14 protein-coding genes are annotated in these 15,705 nt (G+C 64.2%); 10 read left to right on the top strand and 4 right to left on the bottom strand.

Annotation, left to right across the window (positions count from 1 at the left end):
- Positions 1-125: 125 nt before the first annotated feature.
- The gene (locus ACK59Z_RS08785; RefSeq protein WP_064490993.1) at positions 126-1,049 is read right to left on the bottom strand and encodes a LysR family transcriptional regulator; all 924 of its coding nucleotides are present in this window, start codon (positions 1,047-1,049) and stop codon (positions 126-128) included.
- A gap of 268 nt (positions 1,050-1,317) precedes the next feature.
- On the opposite strand from ACK59Z_RS08785, the gene ACK59Z_RS08780 reads away from it, so the two are divergent.
- From ACK59Z_RS08780 to ACK59Z_RS08745, 8 genes are all read left to right on the top strand, one after another.
- The gene (locus tag ACK59Z_RS08780; RefSeq protein ID WP_004577450.1) at positions 1,318-1,761 is read left to right on the top strand and encodes an acetyltransferase; all 444 of its coding nucleotides are present in this window, start codon (positions 1,318-1,320) and stop codon (positions 1,759-1,761) included.
- Between the two features lie 19 nt (positions 1,762-1,780).
- Positions 1,781-2,605, top strand: coding sequence for an AraC family transcriptional regulator (locus tag ACK59Z_RS08775; RefSeq protein ID WP_108190884.1), 825 nt, complete (start codon positions 1,781-1,783; stop codon positions 2,603-2,605).
- Positions 2,606-2,713: 108 nt separating this feature from the next.
- On the top strand, positions 2,714-3,100 hold the full coding sequence (locus ACK59Z_RS08770) for a cupin domain-containing protein (protein WP_047604560.1): 387 nt from the start codon (positions 2,714-2,716) through the stop codon (positions 3,098-3,100).
- Between the two features lie 169 nt (positions 3,101-3,269).
- Positions 3,270-3,980, top strand: coding sequence for a helix-turn-helix transcriptional regulator (locus tag ACK59Z_RS08765; RefSeq protein ID WP_047604559.1), 711 nt, complete (start codon positions 3,270-3,272; stop codon positions 3,978-3,980).
- 103 nt (positions 3,981-4,083) lie between these two features.
- Complete coding sequence (locus ACK59Z_RS08760; protein WP_108190885.1) at positions 4,084-5,502, top strand: efflux transporter outer membrane subunit; 1,419 nt, start codon at positions 4,084-4,086, stop codon at positions 5,500-5,502.
- 201 nt (positions 5,503-5,703) lie between these two features.
- Entirely contained in the window at positions 5,704-6,849 is a 1,146-nt protein-coding gene (locus tag ACK59Z_RS08755; RefSeq protein WP_108190886.1) for an HlyD family secretion protein, read from the top strand.
- Complete coding sequence (locus tag ACK59Z_RS08750; protein WP_108190887.1) at positions 6,839-8,353, top strand: DHA2 family efflux MFS transporter permease subunit; 1,515 nt, start codon at positions 6,839-6,841, stop codon at positions 8,351-8,353. The genes ACK59Z_RS08755 and ACK59Z_RS08750 overlap by 11 nt, the downstream gene beginning before the upstream one ends.
- A 93-nt stretch (positions 8,354-8,446) precedes the next feature.
- On the top strand, positions 8,447-9,184 hold the full coding sequence (locus ACK59Z_RS08745; RefSeq protein ID WP_108190888.1) for a GntR family transcriptional regulator: 738 nt from the start codon (positions 8,447-8,449) through the stop codon (positions 9,182-9,184).
- A gap of 60 nt (positions 9,185-9,244) precedes the next feature.
- On the opposite strand, the gene ACK59Z_RS08740 is transcribed toward ACK59Z_RS08745, so the two are convergent.
- A complete protein-coding gene (locus ACK59Z_RS08740) occupies positions 9,245-12,328 on the bottom strand; it encodes a MexW/MexI family multidrug efflux RND transporter permease subunit (RefSeq protein ID WP_108190889.1) in 3,084 nt (1,027 codons plus the stop codon).
- Positions 12,325-13,422, bottom strand: a complete 1,098-nt coding sequence (locus tag ACK59Z_RS08735) for an efflux RND transporter periplasmic adaptor subunit (protein ID WP_003247277.1) — start codon at positions 13,420-13,422, stop codon at positions 12,325-12,327. The genes ACK59Z_RS08740 and ACK59Z_RS08735 overlap by 4 nt, the downstream gene beginning before the upstream one ends.
- Before the next feature lie 84 nt (positions 13,423-13,506).
- On the opposite strand from ACK59Z_RS08735, the gene soxR reads away from it, so the two are divergent.
- On the top strand, positions 13,507-13,962 hold the full coding sequence (soxR, locus tag ACK59Z_RS08730) for a redox-sensitive transcriptional activator SoxR (RefSeq protein ID WP_004577443.1): 456 nt from the start codon (positions 13,507-13,509) through the stop codon (positions 13,960-13,962).
- A 145-nt stretch (positions 13,963-14,107) separates the two neighbouring features.
- A complete protein-coding gene (locus ACK59Z_RS08725; RefSeq protein ID WP_003247275.1) occupies positions 14,108-14,356 on the top strand; it encodes a CsbD family protein in 249 nt (82 codons plus the stop codon).
- A 52-nt stretch (positions 14,357-14,408) separates the two neighbouring features.
- Here the strand turns inward: ACK59Z_RS08725 and ACK59Z_RS08720 are convergent, their stop codons facing one another.
- Entirely contained in the window at positions 14,409-15,662 is a 1,254-nt protein-coding gene (locus ACK59Z_RS08720) for an OprD family porin (protein WP_108190891.1), read from the bottom strand.
- Between the last annotated feature and the right edge of the window lie 43 nt (positions 15,663-15,705).

Below are 15,705 nucleotides of genomic sequence, written 5' to 3'. Positions count from 1 at the left end.
ACCACGCAAGCGCTCTGCACCTCAACAGGCCAACGAAAGTGACTGATCAAACTGCACCCGGCGCGCGGGTACATCTGCGACACTTTCACTTCATCGGCAGCCAGGTGCAGCACGATGCAAAGCCATCATCCCATGACCGCTTCCCGTAGTCCGCCCATGTAGTGCTCCAGGCGACTACGCAGCCAACGCTCGGCCGGGTCGCTGTCGGTGGTGCTCAACCAGACCATGGCCAGCTCCAGTGCAGCAGTCTCGAACGGCAGCGTCTCGGCCTGCAGGTTGCCCCAGCGTTCCATACCCTGTGCGGCATAGTCCGGGCAACAGGCCAGCAGGTCGGTACCGGCCAGAATCGCCGGCAGCGAACTGAACTGCGGCACCGACAACACCACCTTGCGTTCACGGCCGATGTCTTTCAACCAGTCATCGACCACACCCTGGGTGTTGGCGGTTGGCGAAACCTGGACATGCGGGCGTTGGCAAAACTCATCCAGTGAAAGCGGCGTGCTGGACTTGTCGGCCCGCACTACCCTGGCTTGCAGGGTGCGTAGCACCTTGCGTTTGGCATTGGCGGGCAGGCCCTTGGTCTGGCTGATACCCACCGTCACGTCGCCCGCCGCCAGCAGGTCCGGAATGCGCCAATAGTCCACATGCTGCACGACCACCACCACGTTCGGCGCCTCTACCCGCAGCGCCCGCAACAGCGGCGGCAGCAGGCCCGACTCGACATCATCGGACAAGCCGATGCGGAAGGTCATCTTGCTGGTCAGCGGGTCGAAATCATGGGTCATGCTGAGGGCGACAGACATCGCATCCAAGGCTGGCGTGAGGTACTTGATCACCTCTTCGGCCCTGGCCGAGGGCTCCATGCGGTTGCCCACTCGAACCAGCAACGGGTCGTTGAACATCGCACGCAACCTGGCCAGCGCGGCGCTGACCGTGGGCTGGGCGACGAACAGCTTCTCCGCGGCACGGGTGAGGTTGCGTTCCTGCATCAGCGCTTCGAACACCACCATCAGGTTGATATCGGCTTTGCGCAGTTCGTTGCGGTTCATGGGTGCTCCCGGGCCGTGCTTGTTGTTCGGGTTCAATTCCGGCATCGACATGCATCCTAGCCGAGTCGAAACCTGCACTGCACCTATGCGATCGCCATTGCCCCCTACTGCGCGACCGGGGTAATCTTCGGCGCTCTTCCCTTCCGGCCTCCCCTGCCGTGCACCGCCCAGGCGTTGACTCGCGAAGCGGTCATTCATGATGCCGACACTTGCATGGCCGCCGCTCACTGGCGCGCCCATCCGCCATCAATACACTCAGGATGACACCATGATCATTCGCCAAGGCATCGCTGCAGACTACCCGCAGCTGCTCGACATCTGGCTGCGCGCTGTTCGCGCGACGCACCACTTCCTGCAACCCTCCGACATCGACGCACTGTTGCCGCAGCTGCGCGACGTGTACTTCCCGGCCGTCGAGCTGTGGGTTGCGGTAGACACCGATGACCAGCCACTGGGCTTTATCGGTTTCAATGAAAACCATGTGGAAATGCTTTTCGTCGACCCAGCGCACCACGGCCAGGGCATTGGCCGTGCACTGCTGGATTTCGGCCGCCAGTCACGCAGTGCGATGAGTGTCGATGTCAACGAGCAGAACCCACAGGCAACAGCGTTCTACCAGCGCTATGGCTTCGTCCAGACCGGCCGTTCACCGCTGGATGGCGAAGGTCGCCCGTTCCCTTTGCTGCACATGAGCTTGCCCACCCGGGCGTGAGCAGGAGGCACTCACCGCGATGGCCCGTAAAGCGAAGCCCCTACCGCCGTCCGACTGGGTCATCCGTAGTGCCCAACCGGGCGGTATCGAGCGTATCGAAGCCTGGTTCGGTAGCCACGGCTACGACCCGCATCGCCACGATACCTATTCGATCGGCCGCACGCTGGCCGGCGTGCAAAGCTTCCACTACAAGGGTTCGCTGCGCCACGGCATACCGGGCAACACGCTGGTGTTGCACCCGGACGAACTGCATGACGGCATGGCCGGCACCGACGCAGGCTTTCGCTACCGCATGGCCTACGTCGACCCGGCACTGATCCAGAACGTGCTGGGTGGTCAGCCTTTGCCCTTCATCGCTGGTGGGCTGTCCAGCGACCCTCGCCTGTACCACGCCAGCGAAGCGTTCGTGCAGGCAGTGGACCACGCGCTGGAGCCATTGGAAGAACAGGACGCCCTGTATGACCTGGCGATCGCCTTGCGGGCCGTCGGCGGCAAGCCGCGCGGGCGCAAGCGCCTGGATTACCAGGCAGCCGAACGCGCCCGGGCCTTCATCATGGAACACCTGCATGTGGGCATAACACTGGACATGCTGGAACAGGCCAGCGGCCGCGAACGCTGGAGCCTGTCGCGTGACTTTCGCACGCTGTACGGCACCAGCCCCTATCGCTTTGTCACCCTGCGCCGCCTCGACTGCTTTCGCCGAATGATCCTGGACGGCTTCACCTTGGTCGAGGCAGCCCTTGCCGCAGGCTTTCATGACCAGAGCCACATGACCCGGCACTTCACCCGTTGCTACGGCGTACCGCCCTTACGCTGGCTGGAGCGTTTGCGAGCGTCACGCTGAGAAACCGCAGTCGCCCGCGTATCCCGTGGGAGCATACGTGCAGGATCGTACAAGAACCGGACTCGCCCGGCGCGATAGGCTGACCACTCCACTTTCCGAGGAACTGTCATGCCTGAGTCCCGTCACCCACACCCCTCCCTGCCAGTGAACCTGGTCCACAAGGCAGCGCTTATCGAACAGCAATGGAGCCCCAGGGTCGTTGCCGAGATGAACGATTACCAGTTCAAGGTCGTGCGCATCGAAGGCGAATTCATCTGGCACGCGCACCCGGAGACCGACGAAGCATTCCTGGTGCTGGAAGGTACGCTGCGTATCGACCTGCCGGATGGCTGCGTGCATGTGAACCCTGGGGAACTCTATGTGGTGCCACGCGGCGTCGAGCACCGGACCGCCGCGCAAGGCGAAGCGAAACTGATGATGATCGAACCGCGGGGCATTCTGAATACCGGTCATGAAGGGGGGGATCGCACAGCAGAGAGCGATGTCTGGATTTAACAACACTCACAACTTTCAAGCTGTAGTAGCTGACTTCACAGCAATAATTAACCATAAAAAATCGCCTTACAGCCATTTGTAACCATGGCAATTCGCTCGCCGCCCACACTTCGCAACCCGGCACAGGTTCGCCCCGATATAATTGGATCCAATAACGAGGGTGGCCTGCATGCAAGCACTGGAAAGGGACTACGGACACGGCGATGAAGTGGCCAGCCACTGCCACGCCGAAGACCAGCTGATTTACGCCGCCAGCGGCGTGATGCGGGTCAGCAGCGAGGGCGGCAGCTGGGTGATCCCCGGCGGGCATGCCTTGTGGATGCCCGCCGGGGTCAGCCATGCCATCCGCATGGAAGGCGTGGTCTGCATGCGCACTTTGCTGCTCGATGCCCACATCGAACGCTGCCAGGTCATCGTCGTGTCCGGCCTGCTGCGCGAACTGATCCTGGCGGCGTCACGGGTGCTGAACCTGCGCGACGGCGCGCATGCTCGGGCGCTGATCCTGTACGAACTCGCCGCCGCCCGGCGCATCGATGCCTTCGTCCCGACGCCGCAGCACGCACGCCTGCGTGCCTGGTGCGAGCGCTTCCTGCAGGACCCGGCCCAGGACCTGACCCTGGAGCAATGCGGCGCACAACTGAACATGAGTGCCCGCAGTGTGGCCAGGCTGTTCCAGCGCGAGGTGGGCATGTCGTATGGCCAATGGCGCGCCCGTGCCCGGGTGATGCTCAGCCAGCAGTGCCTGGCCGATGGCAAGCCGATCCTGAACGTTGCGCTGGAGCACGGCTACCAGAGCGCCAGCGCATTTACTGCCATGTTCAAGCGCATCCTCGGTCATGCACCGAGTGATTGGCAAAACGGTACCGCGCGCGAGCACTGAGCCTCAGGTTGTCCCGCTTGCGCGCAGGGTTGTCCCGCTTGCGACAGCGACGCCCATGCAACCCTCGTTAACCTCGCATCACGACCTTTGAGCGACAATCGTGATGCCCTTACTGCACTCATTTCCCGGCCCTGCCCGGCTTGCCACAGCCCTCGGCATGCTCGCTGCACTCGCGGCGTGCGGCCACCAACCAACGCCTGCCGAACCACCTCCAGCGCTGCAGGCAGACGCGATGGCGAACATGCCGGCCAGCGTCAGCAAACAGCCCCTGCCCGAACGCTGGTGGGCACTGTATCAAGACCCCCAACTCAATCGCTGGGTACAGCAAGCCCTGGCGCACAACCAAGGCCTGGCACAGGCCGAGGCCAACGTGCAGGCCATGCTGGCCGGCATCGGCGAGTTCGACGCCAGGCGCTGGCCGTCTACCGCGATGGGCGTTGCCGCTACCTATGGAAGAAGCGCCGATGACCAGACGCTGGCCGAGGCGACCGACAGCAACGCGCCGTCACAATGGCAATTCAACCCGGGCATCGAGCTGGCCTATCAGGTGGATATCTGGGGCCAGGTACGCGCCGCCATCCAACGTGCCCGGGTGCAAGCCGAAGCCAGCGCTGCGGCACTAGACCTGGTACGCCTGCAGGTAGTCGCCCAGACCACCCGCGCCTACATCGACCAGTGCACCTACGCGGCTCGCCTGGAGGCAGCGAAGCAGGCCTTGCAAACCCTCGACCACAGCGTGCAACTCAGCCAGCGTCAGCGCCAGGCCGGAGTGGCCACTGCCCTCGACAGCGAGCGCCTGTTGGGCTTGCGGGAGCAGGTGCGTGCGCAACTGCCGATGCTCTCAGCCCGGCGGCAGATGGCGCTTTACGAACTGAGCATGCTCAGTGGCCAGGCCTCGGTGGCCGAAGCCACGACCTGCGTAGCCATCCCCACGCTGTCGGCGCCGCTGCCGGCTGGCGATGGCTGGCATTTGCTCGAACGCCGGCCAGATGTGCGCCAGGCCGAACGGGAACTGCAAGCGGCCACCCTGGAGACCGACATCGTGCGGGCTGACCTTTACCCAAAGGTCAGCTTCGGCGCTTCGTTGACGTCTTCGGAGCATCACCTTGCCAACCTCGGTGCCAGCCGCGCGGTGATGTTCGGCATTGGCCCGCTGATCCGCTGGGAATTTCCCAACCTGAAGGCCAACCGCGCACGGGTGAGCAAAGCCGAGGCATTGCAGCGGGCGCAGGTCGCCCGTTACCACGGCGTGGCGCTGAGCGCGCTGAAAGACGTGCGCCAGGCACTGGCCCGCTACGAAGGCGAGCGACAACGGTTGCAGGCGCTGGACGCAGCCCTCGCGCACAGCCAGCACAGCTTTGCCCTGGCCCAGAGTAACTACCGTGCCGGCACCGTGGACGGGCTGGCCCTGCTCGACAGCGAGCGCGAAATGATCAGCCTGCGGGCCAGCCACACCGAAGCCCGAGGGCGCCTGGCGCAAGCGCAGGTAAACCTGTTCCGCGCGCTGGGCGGGCGGTGGTAGCGAGAAGCAAGACCAACAGCGAGCACCGCCCACTGTAGGAGCGGGTTTACCCGCGAAGAATACACCGCGGTGGATGGCACGGGCTTCGCCCGTGTTCGCGGGCAAGCCCGCTCCCTCACGCGCCAGCTTTTAGAAATTGAGCAAGACAGTTGCTCCCACAACGGACAGCCAGCAGGCCCAATTCGAGAATGGAAACCAACCATGAATGTTGCCGTAGACAAACCCTCACCCGCCGAAACTGAACAGCGGCCGAGCGCTAGAAGCCGTCGCCGCCTGGCAGTCATCGCCAGCGGCAGCCTGGCCGCAATCACCCTGCTGGCCTTCACCTGCTACTGGTTCAGCACCGGCCGCTACCTGGAAACCACCGACGATGCCTACGTCCGCGCCGACTGGGTGGCCCTGAGCCCACGCGTGGCGGGCTACGTAGCCAAGGTCGAGGTGGCTGACGACCAGCCGGTAAAAGCCGGTGATGTGCTGGTGCGCCTGCAAAACCGCGACTACCGCGCCCGCCTCGACCAGGCCCGGGCTGGCGTGACCGAGGCACAGGCGGCACTGGCCGCCGCCCAGGCCAGCCAACAGGTAGCGACCGAGCGCATCGACCAGCAACAGCAAGCCATCCTGCAGGCCGAGGCCGTCGTGCGCAGCGCCACCGCCGAACAGCGCCGCAGTGAACTGGATGTCCAACGCTACCGTGGCCTGGTGCGTGACGATGCAGCGACCATGCAGCGCCTGGAAACCGCCAGCGCCCATGCCAGCCAGGCACAAGCCGCGCGGCAAGGTGCCCAGGCCGCGCTGCGCCAGCAATGCGCTCAACTGGCCATGGCCAAGGCCCGGTCAGCCCAGGCCGAGGCCGAGCTGCAACAACGGGCAGCGGCCCTGGCACGCGCCCTGGCCCACCAACAGCTTGCCGAGCAAGACGAACAGGACACGGTGATCCGCGCGCCGATCACCGGCGTGGTCGGCCAACGCCGCGTACGCACCGGCCAGTACGTGGTGCCGGGCCAGCCGCTGCTGGCTGTGGTGCCCCTACAGCAGGCCTATGTAGTGGCCAACTACAAGGAAACCCAACTGGCCCGCATGCGCCCTGGGCAACCGGTAGAAATACATGTAGACAGCTTCGCCAACCAGCCACTGCATGGCCATGTGGCCAGTTTTTCGCCAGCCTCGGGCAATGTCTTCGCCTTGCTGCCGTCGGACAATGCCACCGGCAACTTCACCAAGATCGTCCAGCGTTTCCCGGTGCGCATTTTGCTCGACAAACCGCTGGATGGCCCGCAGGTACTGCCCGGCATGTCGGTGGTCAGTACAGTCGACACACGCCCCGCAGAGGTTGCCGATGCGCACTGAGCAAACGGTCTCGCTGCGTGCCTGGGTAGCGGTGCTTGGCGGCCTGTTCGGCTGCTTCATGGCGGGTATGAACGTGCATGTCACCAGCGCCGCCCTGCCGGAAATCCGCGGCTCGCTGGGTGCAAGCTTCGAGGAAGGCTCATGGATTTCCACCGCCTACCTGGTGGCGGAAATCGTGATGATTCCACTGACGGCCTGGCTCGTGGAAGTGTTCTCGCTGCGACGGGTGATGTGGACCGGTTCGCTCATCTTTCTGATCGCCTCGGTGGCCTGCTCATGGGCGCCCAACCTGGAGGCGATGATCGTAATCCGGGTGATCCAGGGGGCTGCGGGCGCGGTGCTGATTCCCCTGTCGTTCCAGTTGATCATCACCGAACTGCCGGCCAGCAAGATGGCCATGGGCATGGCGCTGTTCAGCCTGGCCAACAGCGTGGCGCAGGCCGCCGGGCCGTCGATTGGCGGCTGGCTGACTGATGCCTATTCGTGGCGCTTGATCTTCTATCTGCAACTTTTCCCCGGCATTGCGCTGCTGCTGGCCATCGCCTGGTCGATCGAAGCCAAGCCGATGAAGCTCGAACTGTTACGCAAAGGTGATTGGCTGGGTATCGCGGCCATGGTGATCGGCCTGGGCGGCTTGCAGATCGTGCTGGAAGAAGGCGGTCGGCTGGACTGGTTCGGCTCGCCGCTCATTGTCGGCATGAGCGTGGTCGCTGCCATTGCGTTGGTGGTGTTCGTGGTGACCCAACTGTTCGGCCAGCGCGCGTTCATCAACCTGCGCTTGCTCGGGCACTACAACTTCGGCGTTGCCAGCGTGGCGATGTTCATCTTTGGCGCTGCCACGTTCGGCCTGGTGTTCCTGGTGCCCAACTACCTGTCGCAGTTGCAGGGGTTCAGCGCGCACGACGTGGGCGTGGCGCTGATCGCCTATGGCGTGGTGCAGCTGCTGCTGGCGCCGTTGATGCCCCGGCTGATGGGCTGGACCAGTGCCAAGTTCATGGTCGCCAGCGGCTTTTTGATCATGGCGCTGGGCTGCTGGCTGGGGGCTAGCCTGAGCGCCGACAGTGCCGACAACGTGATCATCCCGTCCACGGTGGTGCGCGGTATTGGCCAGCCTTTCATCATGGTTGCGTTATCGGTGCTGGCGGTGGCCGGGCTGGACAAGCGTGAAGCCGGCTCAGCCTCGGCGGTGTTCTCGATGTTGCGCAACCTGGGTGGCGCCATCGGTACGGCCGGGTTGACGCAACTGGTGGCGACCCGTGAACGCTTTCACAGTGAGCGCATTCACGAGCAGGTGACGCTGTTCGAGCCAAGCGTGCAGGCGCGTATCAACCAGACGGTGCAAAGCTGGCTGCCGCCTCAGCAGCAAATGCTGGAAGCGTTGGCGGCGACCATTCGACGAGAGGCTTACCTGATGGCCTACAGTGATGCGTTCTACCTGGCGTGCCTGGCATTGGTCGGGTGTGCCCTTGCAGCGTTGCTGCTGCGGGCCAGACAGCAGCATTGAAGACAGTATCGACCTCTGTGGGCGACCGAAGCGTTCGGTATTCGGCCGCTGTTACACTGTCAACCGATGAAATTGGCGAGCCCGAGCAAAGGTATGAACCCGACGCGCTACTCCACCGTGGCAAAAGACTTGATGCAAGCGATTGCCAGCGGCCGCTACCCAGTAGGCAGCCTGCTGCCGACCGAGTTCGAGCTGTGCGACCTTTACAATGTGAGCCGGCACACAGTGCGTGCCGCTATCGACCAGTTGCTCACCCAAGGGCTGGTGTCGCGCCGCAAGCGCGTGGGCACCCGGGTGGAGGCCAGCAGCCCGCGCGGCGGCTATTCGCAGTCGTTGGCCAGTGTGGCTGAGCTGGCGCACCTGGCAGACACCCAGCAGCGGGAAATCCAGGACGTGCGCCACTTTGTCGCCGACCTGAGCGAGGCGGCGAGGCTGGGGCTGGTGCCGGGGGAGCATTACTTCTGCGTGTCGAGCATCCGCGTCGACCGGCAGGACCCTGCCGCGCCGCTGTGCTGGACCGACGTTTATGCGCAGCGCGACTACACCGTGGTCATCGAACTGGCACGCGAGCACCCCGACCAACTCATTGTCGGGTTGATCGAACAGCATTATGGCCGAGCGATCGCAGCGATCGACCAGCAGGTGCGCGCGGTGTTGCTGACAGCGGAAATGGCCAGGGCGCTGAAGGCAGAGGCGGGCTCACCGGGGCTGAAGATCATCCGCCATTACCGCGAGGAAAATGGTGATTTGATGGCGGTTTCCGAGACCGTGCACCCGGATGACCGCTTTATCCTGGTGACCCAGATGCGCCGGGATCGCTCTCCCACCTGATCCATCCCGAAGGCGCGCGCGATCCCTGTAGGAGCGGCCTTTCGCGACACAAGGCCGCTCCTACAGCACCCCCAGTTGCCTTTCAGCTTCGACCAACTGCCTCGCCCGCGCCGTGCTCACCCGGTGATCGCGTGCCAGCCAGGCGTAGATCGTCGGTAGCACGAACAAGGTGAACAAGGTCCCTACCAGCATCCCGCACACAATCACCACCCCCAACCCGAAACGGCTGTTGGCGCCGGCACCGCTGGCGAACAGCAGTGGCAGCACGCCAAAAGTCATCGCCGCCGTGGTCATCAGCACTGGCCGCAAGCGTATTTGCGCCGCACGAACAATGGCGGCAGCACGATCGAGGTTGTCGCGCACCTGAATCTCGTTGGCGAACGCCACCATAAGGATTCCATGCTTGCTGATCAGGCCGATCAGCGTCACCAGGCCAATCTGCGTGTAGATGTTCAGCGTGGCCCAGCCCAGCGCCAGCGGCAGCAACGCACCGCAGATCGACAGCGGCACGGTCACCAGAATGATCAGGGGGTCGACCAGGCTTTCGTACTGCGCCGCCAGCACCAGGTAGATCACCACCAGGGCCGCGAGAAATGCCCACATCAAGGCAAAGCCCTCCTGCACATACTGGCGCGATTCCGATTGCCAGTCGTGGCTGAAGCCCGGTGGCAGCTCGGCGGTGAGCTGTTCCAGAAATGCCACGGCGTTGCCCATCGATACACCCGGGGCCGGGATTGCCTGCAGGGTACTGGCGTTCTGCTGATCGAACTGCAACAGGCGGTTGGGTGCCACTTCGATATCCAGGTGCACCATCGTGGCCAGCGGCACCAGGCTGCCATCTTCGGCGCGCACATACTGGCGGCTCAGCGCCGCAGGCGTCAGGCGTTGGTCCTGGATACTCTGCGGGATCACGTCATAAGAGCGCCCGAACAGGGCGAAGCGGTTGAGGTACTGCTCGCCCACCAGCACCCCCAGCGACTCACCAATGGCCTGCATGCTGATGCCCAGGCTCGCCGCCTTGGCCCGGTCCACGCGTACCTTGACCACCGGGTTATTGTAGTCGAGGTCGCTGTCCACCACGGCGAACAGGCCGCTGTCGCGGGCGCGTTGCTTGAGCACTTCCATGGTCTGGAACAGCTCGGGGTAATCCTGGGCGCTGCGCAGCACCATCTGCACCGGCAGGCCACCGCTGGAGCCCGGCAGCGACGCGACCTGGAAGGCGAAGATGCTGCTGCCCTCGATATCCGCAACGGCCTGCTGCAACTGCGCCTGCACCTGTGCCGCAGAACGCTCGCGCGCCTGCCAGGCGCTGAGGTTGATGCCACCGAAACTGGCGGCCGGGCCGTCGGTGCCGTTGATGATCCAGGTGTCGGTGGTTTCGGCAATGGACTTCATCACCTGGTCGAGCTTCAGCGCAAAGCGTTCTGCGTATTCGAGGCTGGCATGCTGCGGCGACTTGATGGCGGTCAGCACCGCCGCCTGGTCCTCGGGTGGCGCCAGCTCGCGCTGGGGCAGCAGGTACAGCCAGGGCAGGCTCAGGCACACCAGCAACGCCACGCCGCCACTGATCCAGCGGTGTGCCAGCGTGTAGGCCAGCACCCGTCCATAGGCCCCGCTCAGCGTGCCAAACAACCGATCGGCGAGAGTGGCCATGGCGCCATGCTGCTGACCGGGCTGCAGCAACAGCGAGCTCATCACCGGCGACAAGGTCAGCGCCACAATGCCGGACACGATCACCGCCCCCGCCAGGGTCAAGGCAAACTCACGGAACAGCGTGCCGGTCAGCCCGCCCATCAAGCCAATGGGCGCATACACCGCCGCCAGGGTCAGGGTCATGGCGATCACCGGCCCGGCGATTTCCCGCGCCCCGGCCAATGCTGCCGCGACCGGCGACTTGCCCTCCTCGATATGCCGATGCACGTTTTCCACCACCACAATGGCATCGTCCACCACCAGGCCGATGGCCAGCACCATCGCCAGCAAGGTCAGCAGGTTGAGGCTGAAACCGAACATCAACATCAGGCCCGCGGCCCCCAGCATCGACAGCGGAATAGCCACCACCGCGATCAGCACGCTGCGCAGCGAACCCAGGCACAGCCAGATCACCAACACCACGATCAGCATCGCCTCCACCAAGGTGCGCAGCACTTCATGGATCGACGCATCGATGAAGCGTGCGGTTTCATAGGCCAGCGCCACGTTCACGCCAGGCGGCAAGGTCTGCTGGATCTGTGGCAGCAGCTGGCGAATACCCTCGACGATCACCAGAGGGTTGCCGCTGGGCGTAGGGAACAGCCCCAGGTGCACGGCAGGTTTGCCGTCCATGGTGGCGCTGGTCTGCGTGGCCGCCGCACTCAGCTCGACGGTGCCGATATCGCGCAGGCGCACCAGGTCGGTGCCATCGTTACGGATGATCAGCTCACGGAAGTCTTCGACCCGGGTCAGGTCGGTGTCCACCTGGATATCGGCCAGCACGTACTGCCCGCGCACCTGGCCCGGCGTTGCCTGGTAGTTGTTGGCACGTACCGCCTGCGCCACGTCCGCCGCCGTCACCCCGCGCCCGGCCATCTGCTCACTGTCCAGCCACAGGCGCATGGCCAGGCGCTGCCCGCCGAACGACTGCACCTTGGCCACGCCGTCGATACCGGAGAACTGCGGTTCCACCACCCGCGACAGGTAATCGCTCAGTTCCGGTATCGACAGGCTGTCGCTGGCAAACCCCACATAGGCCACGGCAGTGGAGTCACCTGCCGACAGTTCCACCACTGGGTCGTAGGCTTTTTCCGGCAGGCGATAGCGCACCTGGTTGACCTTGGCCATGGTTTCGGCCAGCGCCTGGGTCGAATCGCGGTTGAGCACCATGCGCAAGGTGATCAGGCTGCGCCCCTGCTGCGACGACGAGGACAGGTAGTCGATGCCTTCGACCGACGACACTGCCTGGGTGATCGGCTGCGTCACGAAACCCTGCATCAACTCGGCGGAGGCACCGGGGTACTCGGTGCTGATGGTAATGGTCGAGCTTTCCAGCAACGGGTACTGGCGGATCGGCAACTTGCCCATGGCAAACAGCCCCATCAGGATGATCAGGCTGCTGACCACCAGCGCCAGCACCGGGCGGCGCACGAAGACGTCGGTAAACCTCACGACTGCCGCCCTCCCTGGCTGGCCTGCAGGCTGTCCTGCGCCACTGGCTCGACCGGCATGCCATCACTCAGTTTCAGCTGGCCGGAAACCACCACACGGTCACCGGGCGTCAGGCCGGAGGTGATTTCCACCCGCCCCTGCCAGCGCTCACCGGTGGTTACCTGCACCCGGCTCACCCGGGTGCCATGCTGCGGGTCCTGGGTCGCGACAAACACCGTCTGCCCATAGGCGGTGTAGGTGATCGCGGTTTCCGGCACGGCCAGCACGGTCGAAGGCTGCGCAGCATCCAGCCGCACGCCGGCATACATACCCGGCTGCAACTGCCCTTGCGGGTTCGACAAGGCCGCCTGTACCTGCACAAGGCGTGCTGTGCTGACCACCGGATCGACCGCCACCACCCGCGCCTGGAAGTCTTGCCCACGCACCGCGTCCACCGTCAGTGCCAGCACTTGCCCGGCGTGCACTTCGGGGGCGGCCTGCTCGCCCAAGGCGAAGTTCACATGCAACTGGCTGATGTCGGCCAGGCTGACGATGGTCTCGCCAGCGCCCAGGTACTGGCCCTGATGCACACGGCGGATGCCGAGCTTGCCGGCGAACGGAGCACGAATGGCCTTCTGCGCGATCAGCGCCTCGACATGCTGCAGCTCACCACGGGCCACGTCCACGGCAGTGGCAGCGTTGTCCAGCAGCTCTTGCGACACGGCATTCATCGCGCGCAGTTTGCGGCTGCGCTGCAGCACCACGTCAGCGTTACGCAACCTGGCCTGCAACTGCACGCGCAGGGCCTGCTCGGGCGCGTCGTTGAGCTGCACCAGCAACTGCCCGGCCGCGACTGTCTGCCCCGACTCGAAGGCGATGCGGGTAATACGCCCTGGCATCTCGGCCGCCACCTGCACCTGGTTGACCGCCTCCAACTCCCCCGAAGCAAAGCGCTGCCGCGCCAGTTGCACCTGCTCGGCCGTGGCCAGCGCCACCTTGGTCGCCGGCCACACCGCCGCAGCGGGTGGCGCCGAGCCGCTTCCCACCAGCGCATAGGCAGCGGCCAGCGCGCCGGCAACAGCGCCGGCCCAGGCCAGTAACGTCCGTTTATTCATGCACAGCTCCGATCACAGGGAAAGCGGTTGCAGGGAAGATCGGGCAGGACTATAAAAGCTCAACTTTACTTGAGGTCAACAGGCATGGCAGCGGACAACACACGGATGCTCACAGTGGGTGAAGTGGCCAAGCGCAGCGGCGTGGCGGTATCTGCGCTGCACTTCTACGAAACCAAGGGGCTGATCGCCAGCGTCCGTACGGCAGGCAACCAGCGCCGCTATCCCTCGCTGGTGCTGCGTACCCTGGCGATCATCAAAGTGGCCCAGCGCACGGGTATTGCGCTGGAGGAAATCAAACAGGCCTTCAGCCGTTATGCCCCCAACAGCAAGCTCACGGCCGCGCAATGGGGCGAGATGTCCACGGCCTGGCGCGAAGACCTGAATGCCCGCATTCGCACACTGGAAGCACTGCGCGACAGCCTCGACAACTGCATTGGTTGCGGTTGCCTGTCGCTGGAAGACTGCCCGCTGCGCAACCCCGAGGATGTGCTGGGCAAGGAAGGGACCGGGGCGCGAATCCTCGAAAAGAAGGCCCGCTAGCCTCGCACGCTCATGTCAGGTGCGCCGCTTTGCCGGCGCGCATGACCTGCAGGTGACAAACAGTCGCTTTGAACCATTGCGGCGATTCACCGCCCTAACCCTGTGCTGTTAACCCAAAGCCGCTCACAGGAAGGACTAAGCCATCATGAAACGCGAACAGATCGAAGGTGTAGCAGAGGACCTGGCTGGCAAGGCGCAAAGCGCCGTAGGTCGCCTGGTCGAAGACCCGGCACTGGAAGCCGAAGGCGATGCGCGTCAGGCCGCAGGCCAGGTGACCAAGACCTACGGCGACACCCTGGACACGGTGTCCTCGTTCGTCAAGGAAAAGCCCTTCGCCGCACTGGCCATCACCGCCGCCGTCACACTGGTGGTCTCTCGCCTGCTGCGCCGCTGAACCAGGGCGCCTCAGGCGGTTCAGGGCCGGATATCTTGTCCGGCCTGCGCCATCACCAGATGGCGATATCGTAGGTCAGGTAAAGGCGATTGCTGTCTCGGCCGCGGGCGAAATCTGATCGATACACATAGTTTCGCAGCTTTACGCCCAGCCCTTTCAGCGGCCCACCCTGCACCACGTAGGCAATCTCGGCGTCACGCTCCCATTCCTTGATGCCCTCGCCACCTGAGCGGCCATTGTCGCCACTCAGGTAGCGCGTCATGAAGGTCAGCCCCGGCACCCCGGCGGCAGCGAAGTTGTAGGCGTAGCTGGCCATCCAGGTCTTCTCTTCCTCTTCGATGAACTTGCCGATGCCGACGTTGCTGAACGAATAGACCGTTGCCCCACTGATATACGGCAGCCCCGCTTCACCATCGAGCACCTGGTAACCTGCGCCGACGGTATGCCCGGAGTGGGCGTACGACAGTTGGCCGCTGAACATGTCGTTGTCGATGCCACCGCCATACGCCGTACCGCTGTCGCGGCTTTTGAAGTAACGCAGGTCGGTGGTCAGCACGCCGCCGCCCAGCGGCAGGTCGTGCACCAGCCCGGCGAAGTCCTGGCGGTAGAAATGCTCGAGCTCGCCATGGAAATAACTCAGGCGCAGTTGCTTGCTGACGGCATAGTCAGCACCGGCGAAGCTGAAGTCGCCAGACGCTGGGCCGCCATACCCGTCCAGGTACAACCCGGTACTATTGGATGAGTCGCGTTGTTTGAAGCGGTCCAGGTGGCCAGCGGTAAGGGTGAGGTTGTCGATGTCGGTGCTGGTCAGCTGGGTTCCCTGGTAAGTCTGCGGCAGCAGGCGTGCATCGTTGTACACCAGTACCGGTGTCTTGGGCAGCAAGGTGCCATGCTTGACCACGGTGCTGCCCAGGCGGGCTTTGGCCGTGATACCGGCGCTGGCGAATTCGTCGGCCGCGCGGCCATCGTCATGCACCGGCAACAACCCTGTACCGCTGCGCCCACGGCCGGAATCAAGGCGTACGCCCAGCAGGCCCATGGCGTCGACGCCCAAGCCCAGGGTGCCTTGGGTAAAACCCGACTGGTAGTCGAGCAGAAAGCCTTGAGCCCACTCCACCCGTTCGCTTTTGGCAGTGGCGGCGGCGCGCGCGCTCATGCCCTGCTCGTCGCGGAAGTTCTCGTTGAAATACACGTTGCGTAGCTGCAGCTTGAGCTTGCTGTCTTCGATGAAACCGGCGGCACCGGCCACAGGCAGCCAGCCGCACAGCAGGCCACAAGTGGCCCCACGGAGAGGAAATCGGGACATAGTGGTTACTCTGTTGTTGTTCTTGGGTGAGTCAGGGGGCGCC

The sequence above is a fragment of the Pseudomonas sp. KCJK9058 genome (genome assembly GCF_046230975.1).
Classification (GTDB): Bacteria; Pseudomonadota; Gammaproteobacteria; order Pseudomonadales; family Pseudomonadaceae; genus Aquipseudomonas; species Aquipseudomonas alloputida.
The sequence above is the reverse complement of the archived record's forward strand: the minus strand, read 5'-3'. Positions and strand labels throughout refer to the sequence as shown.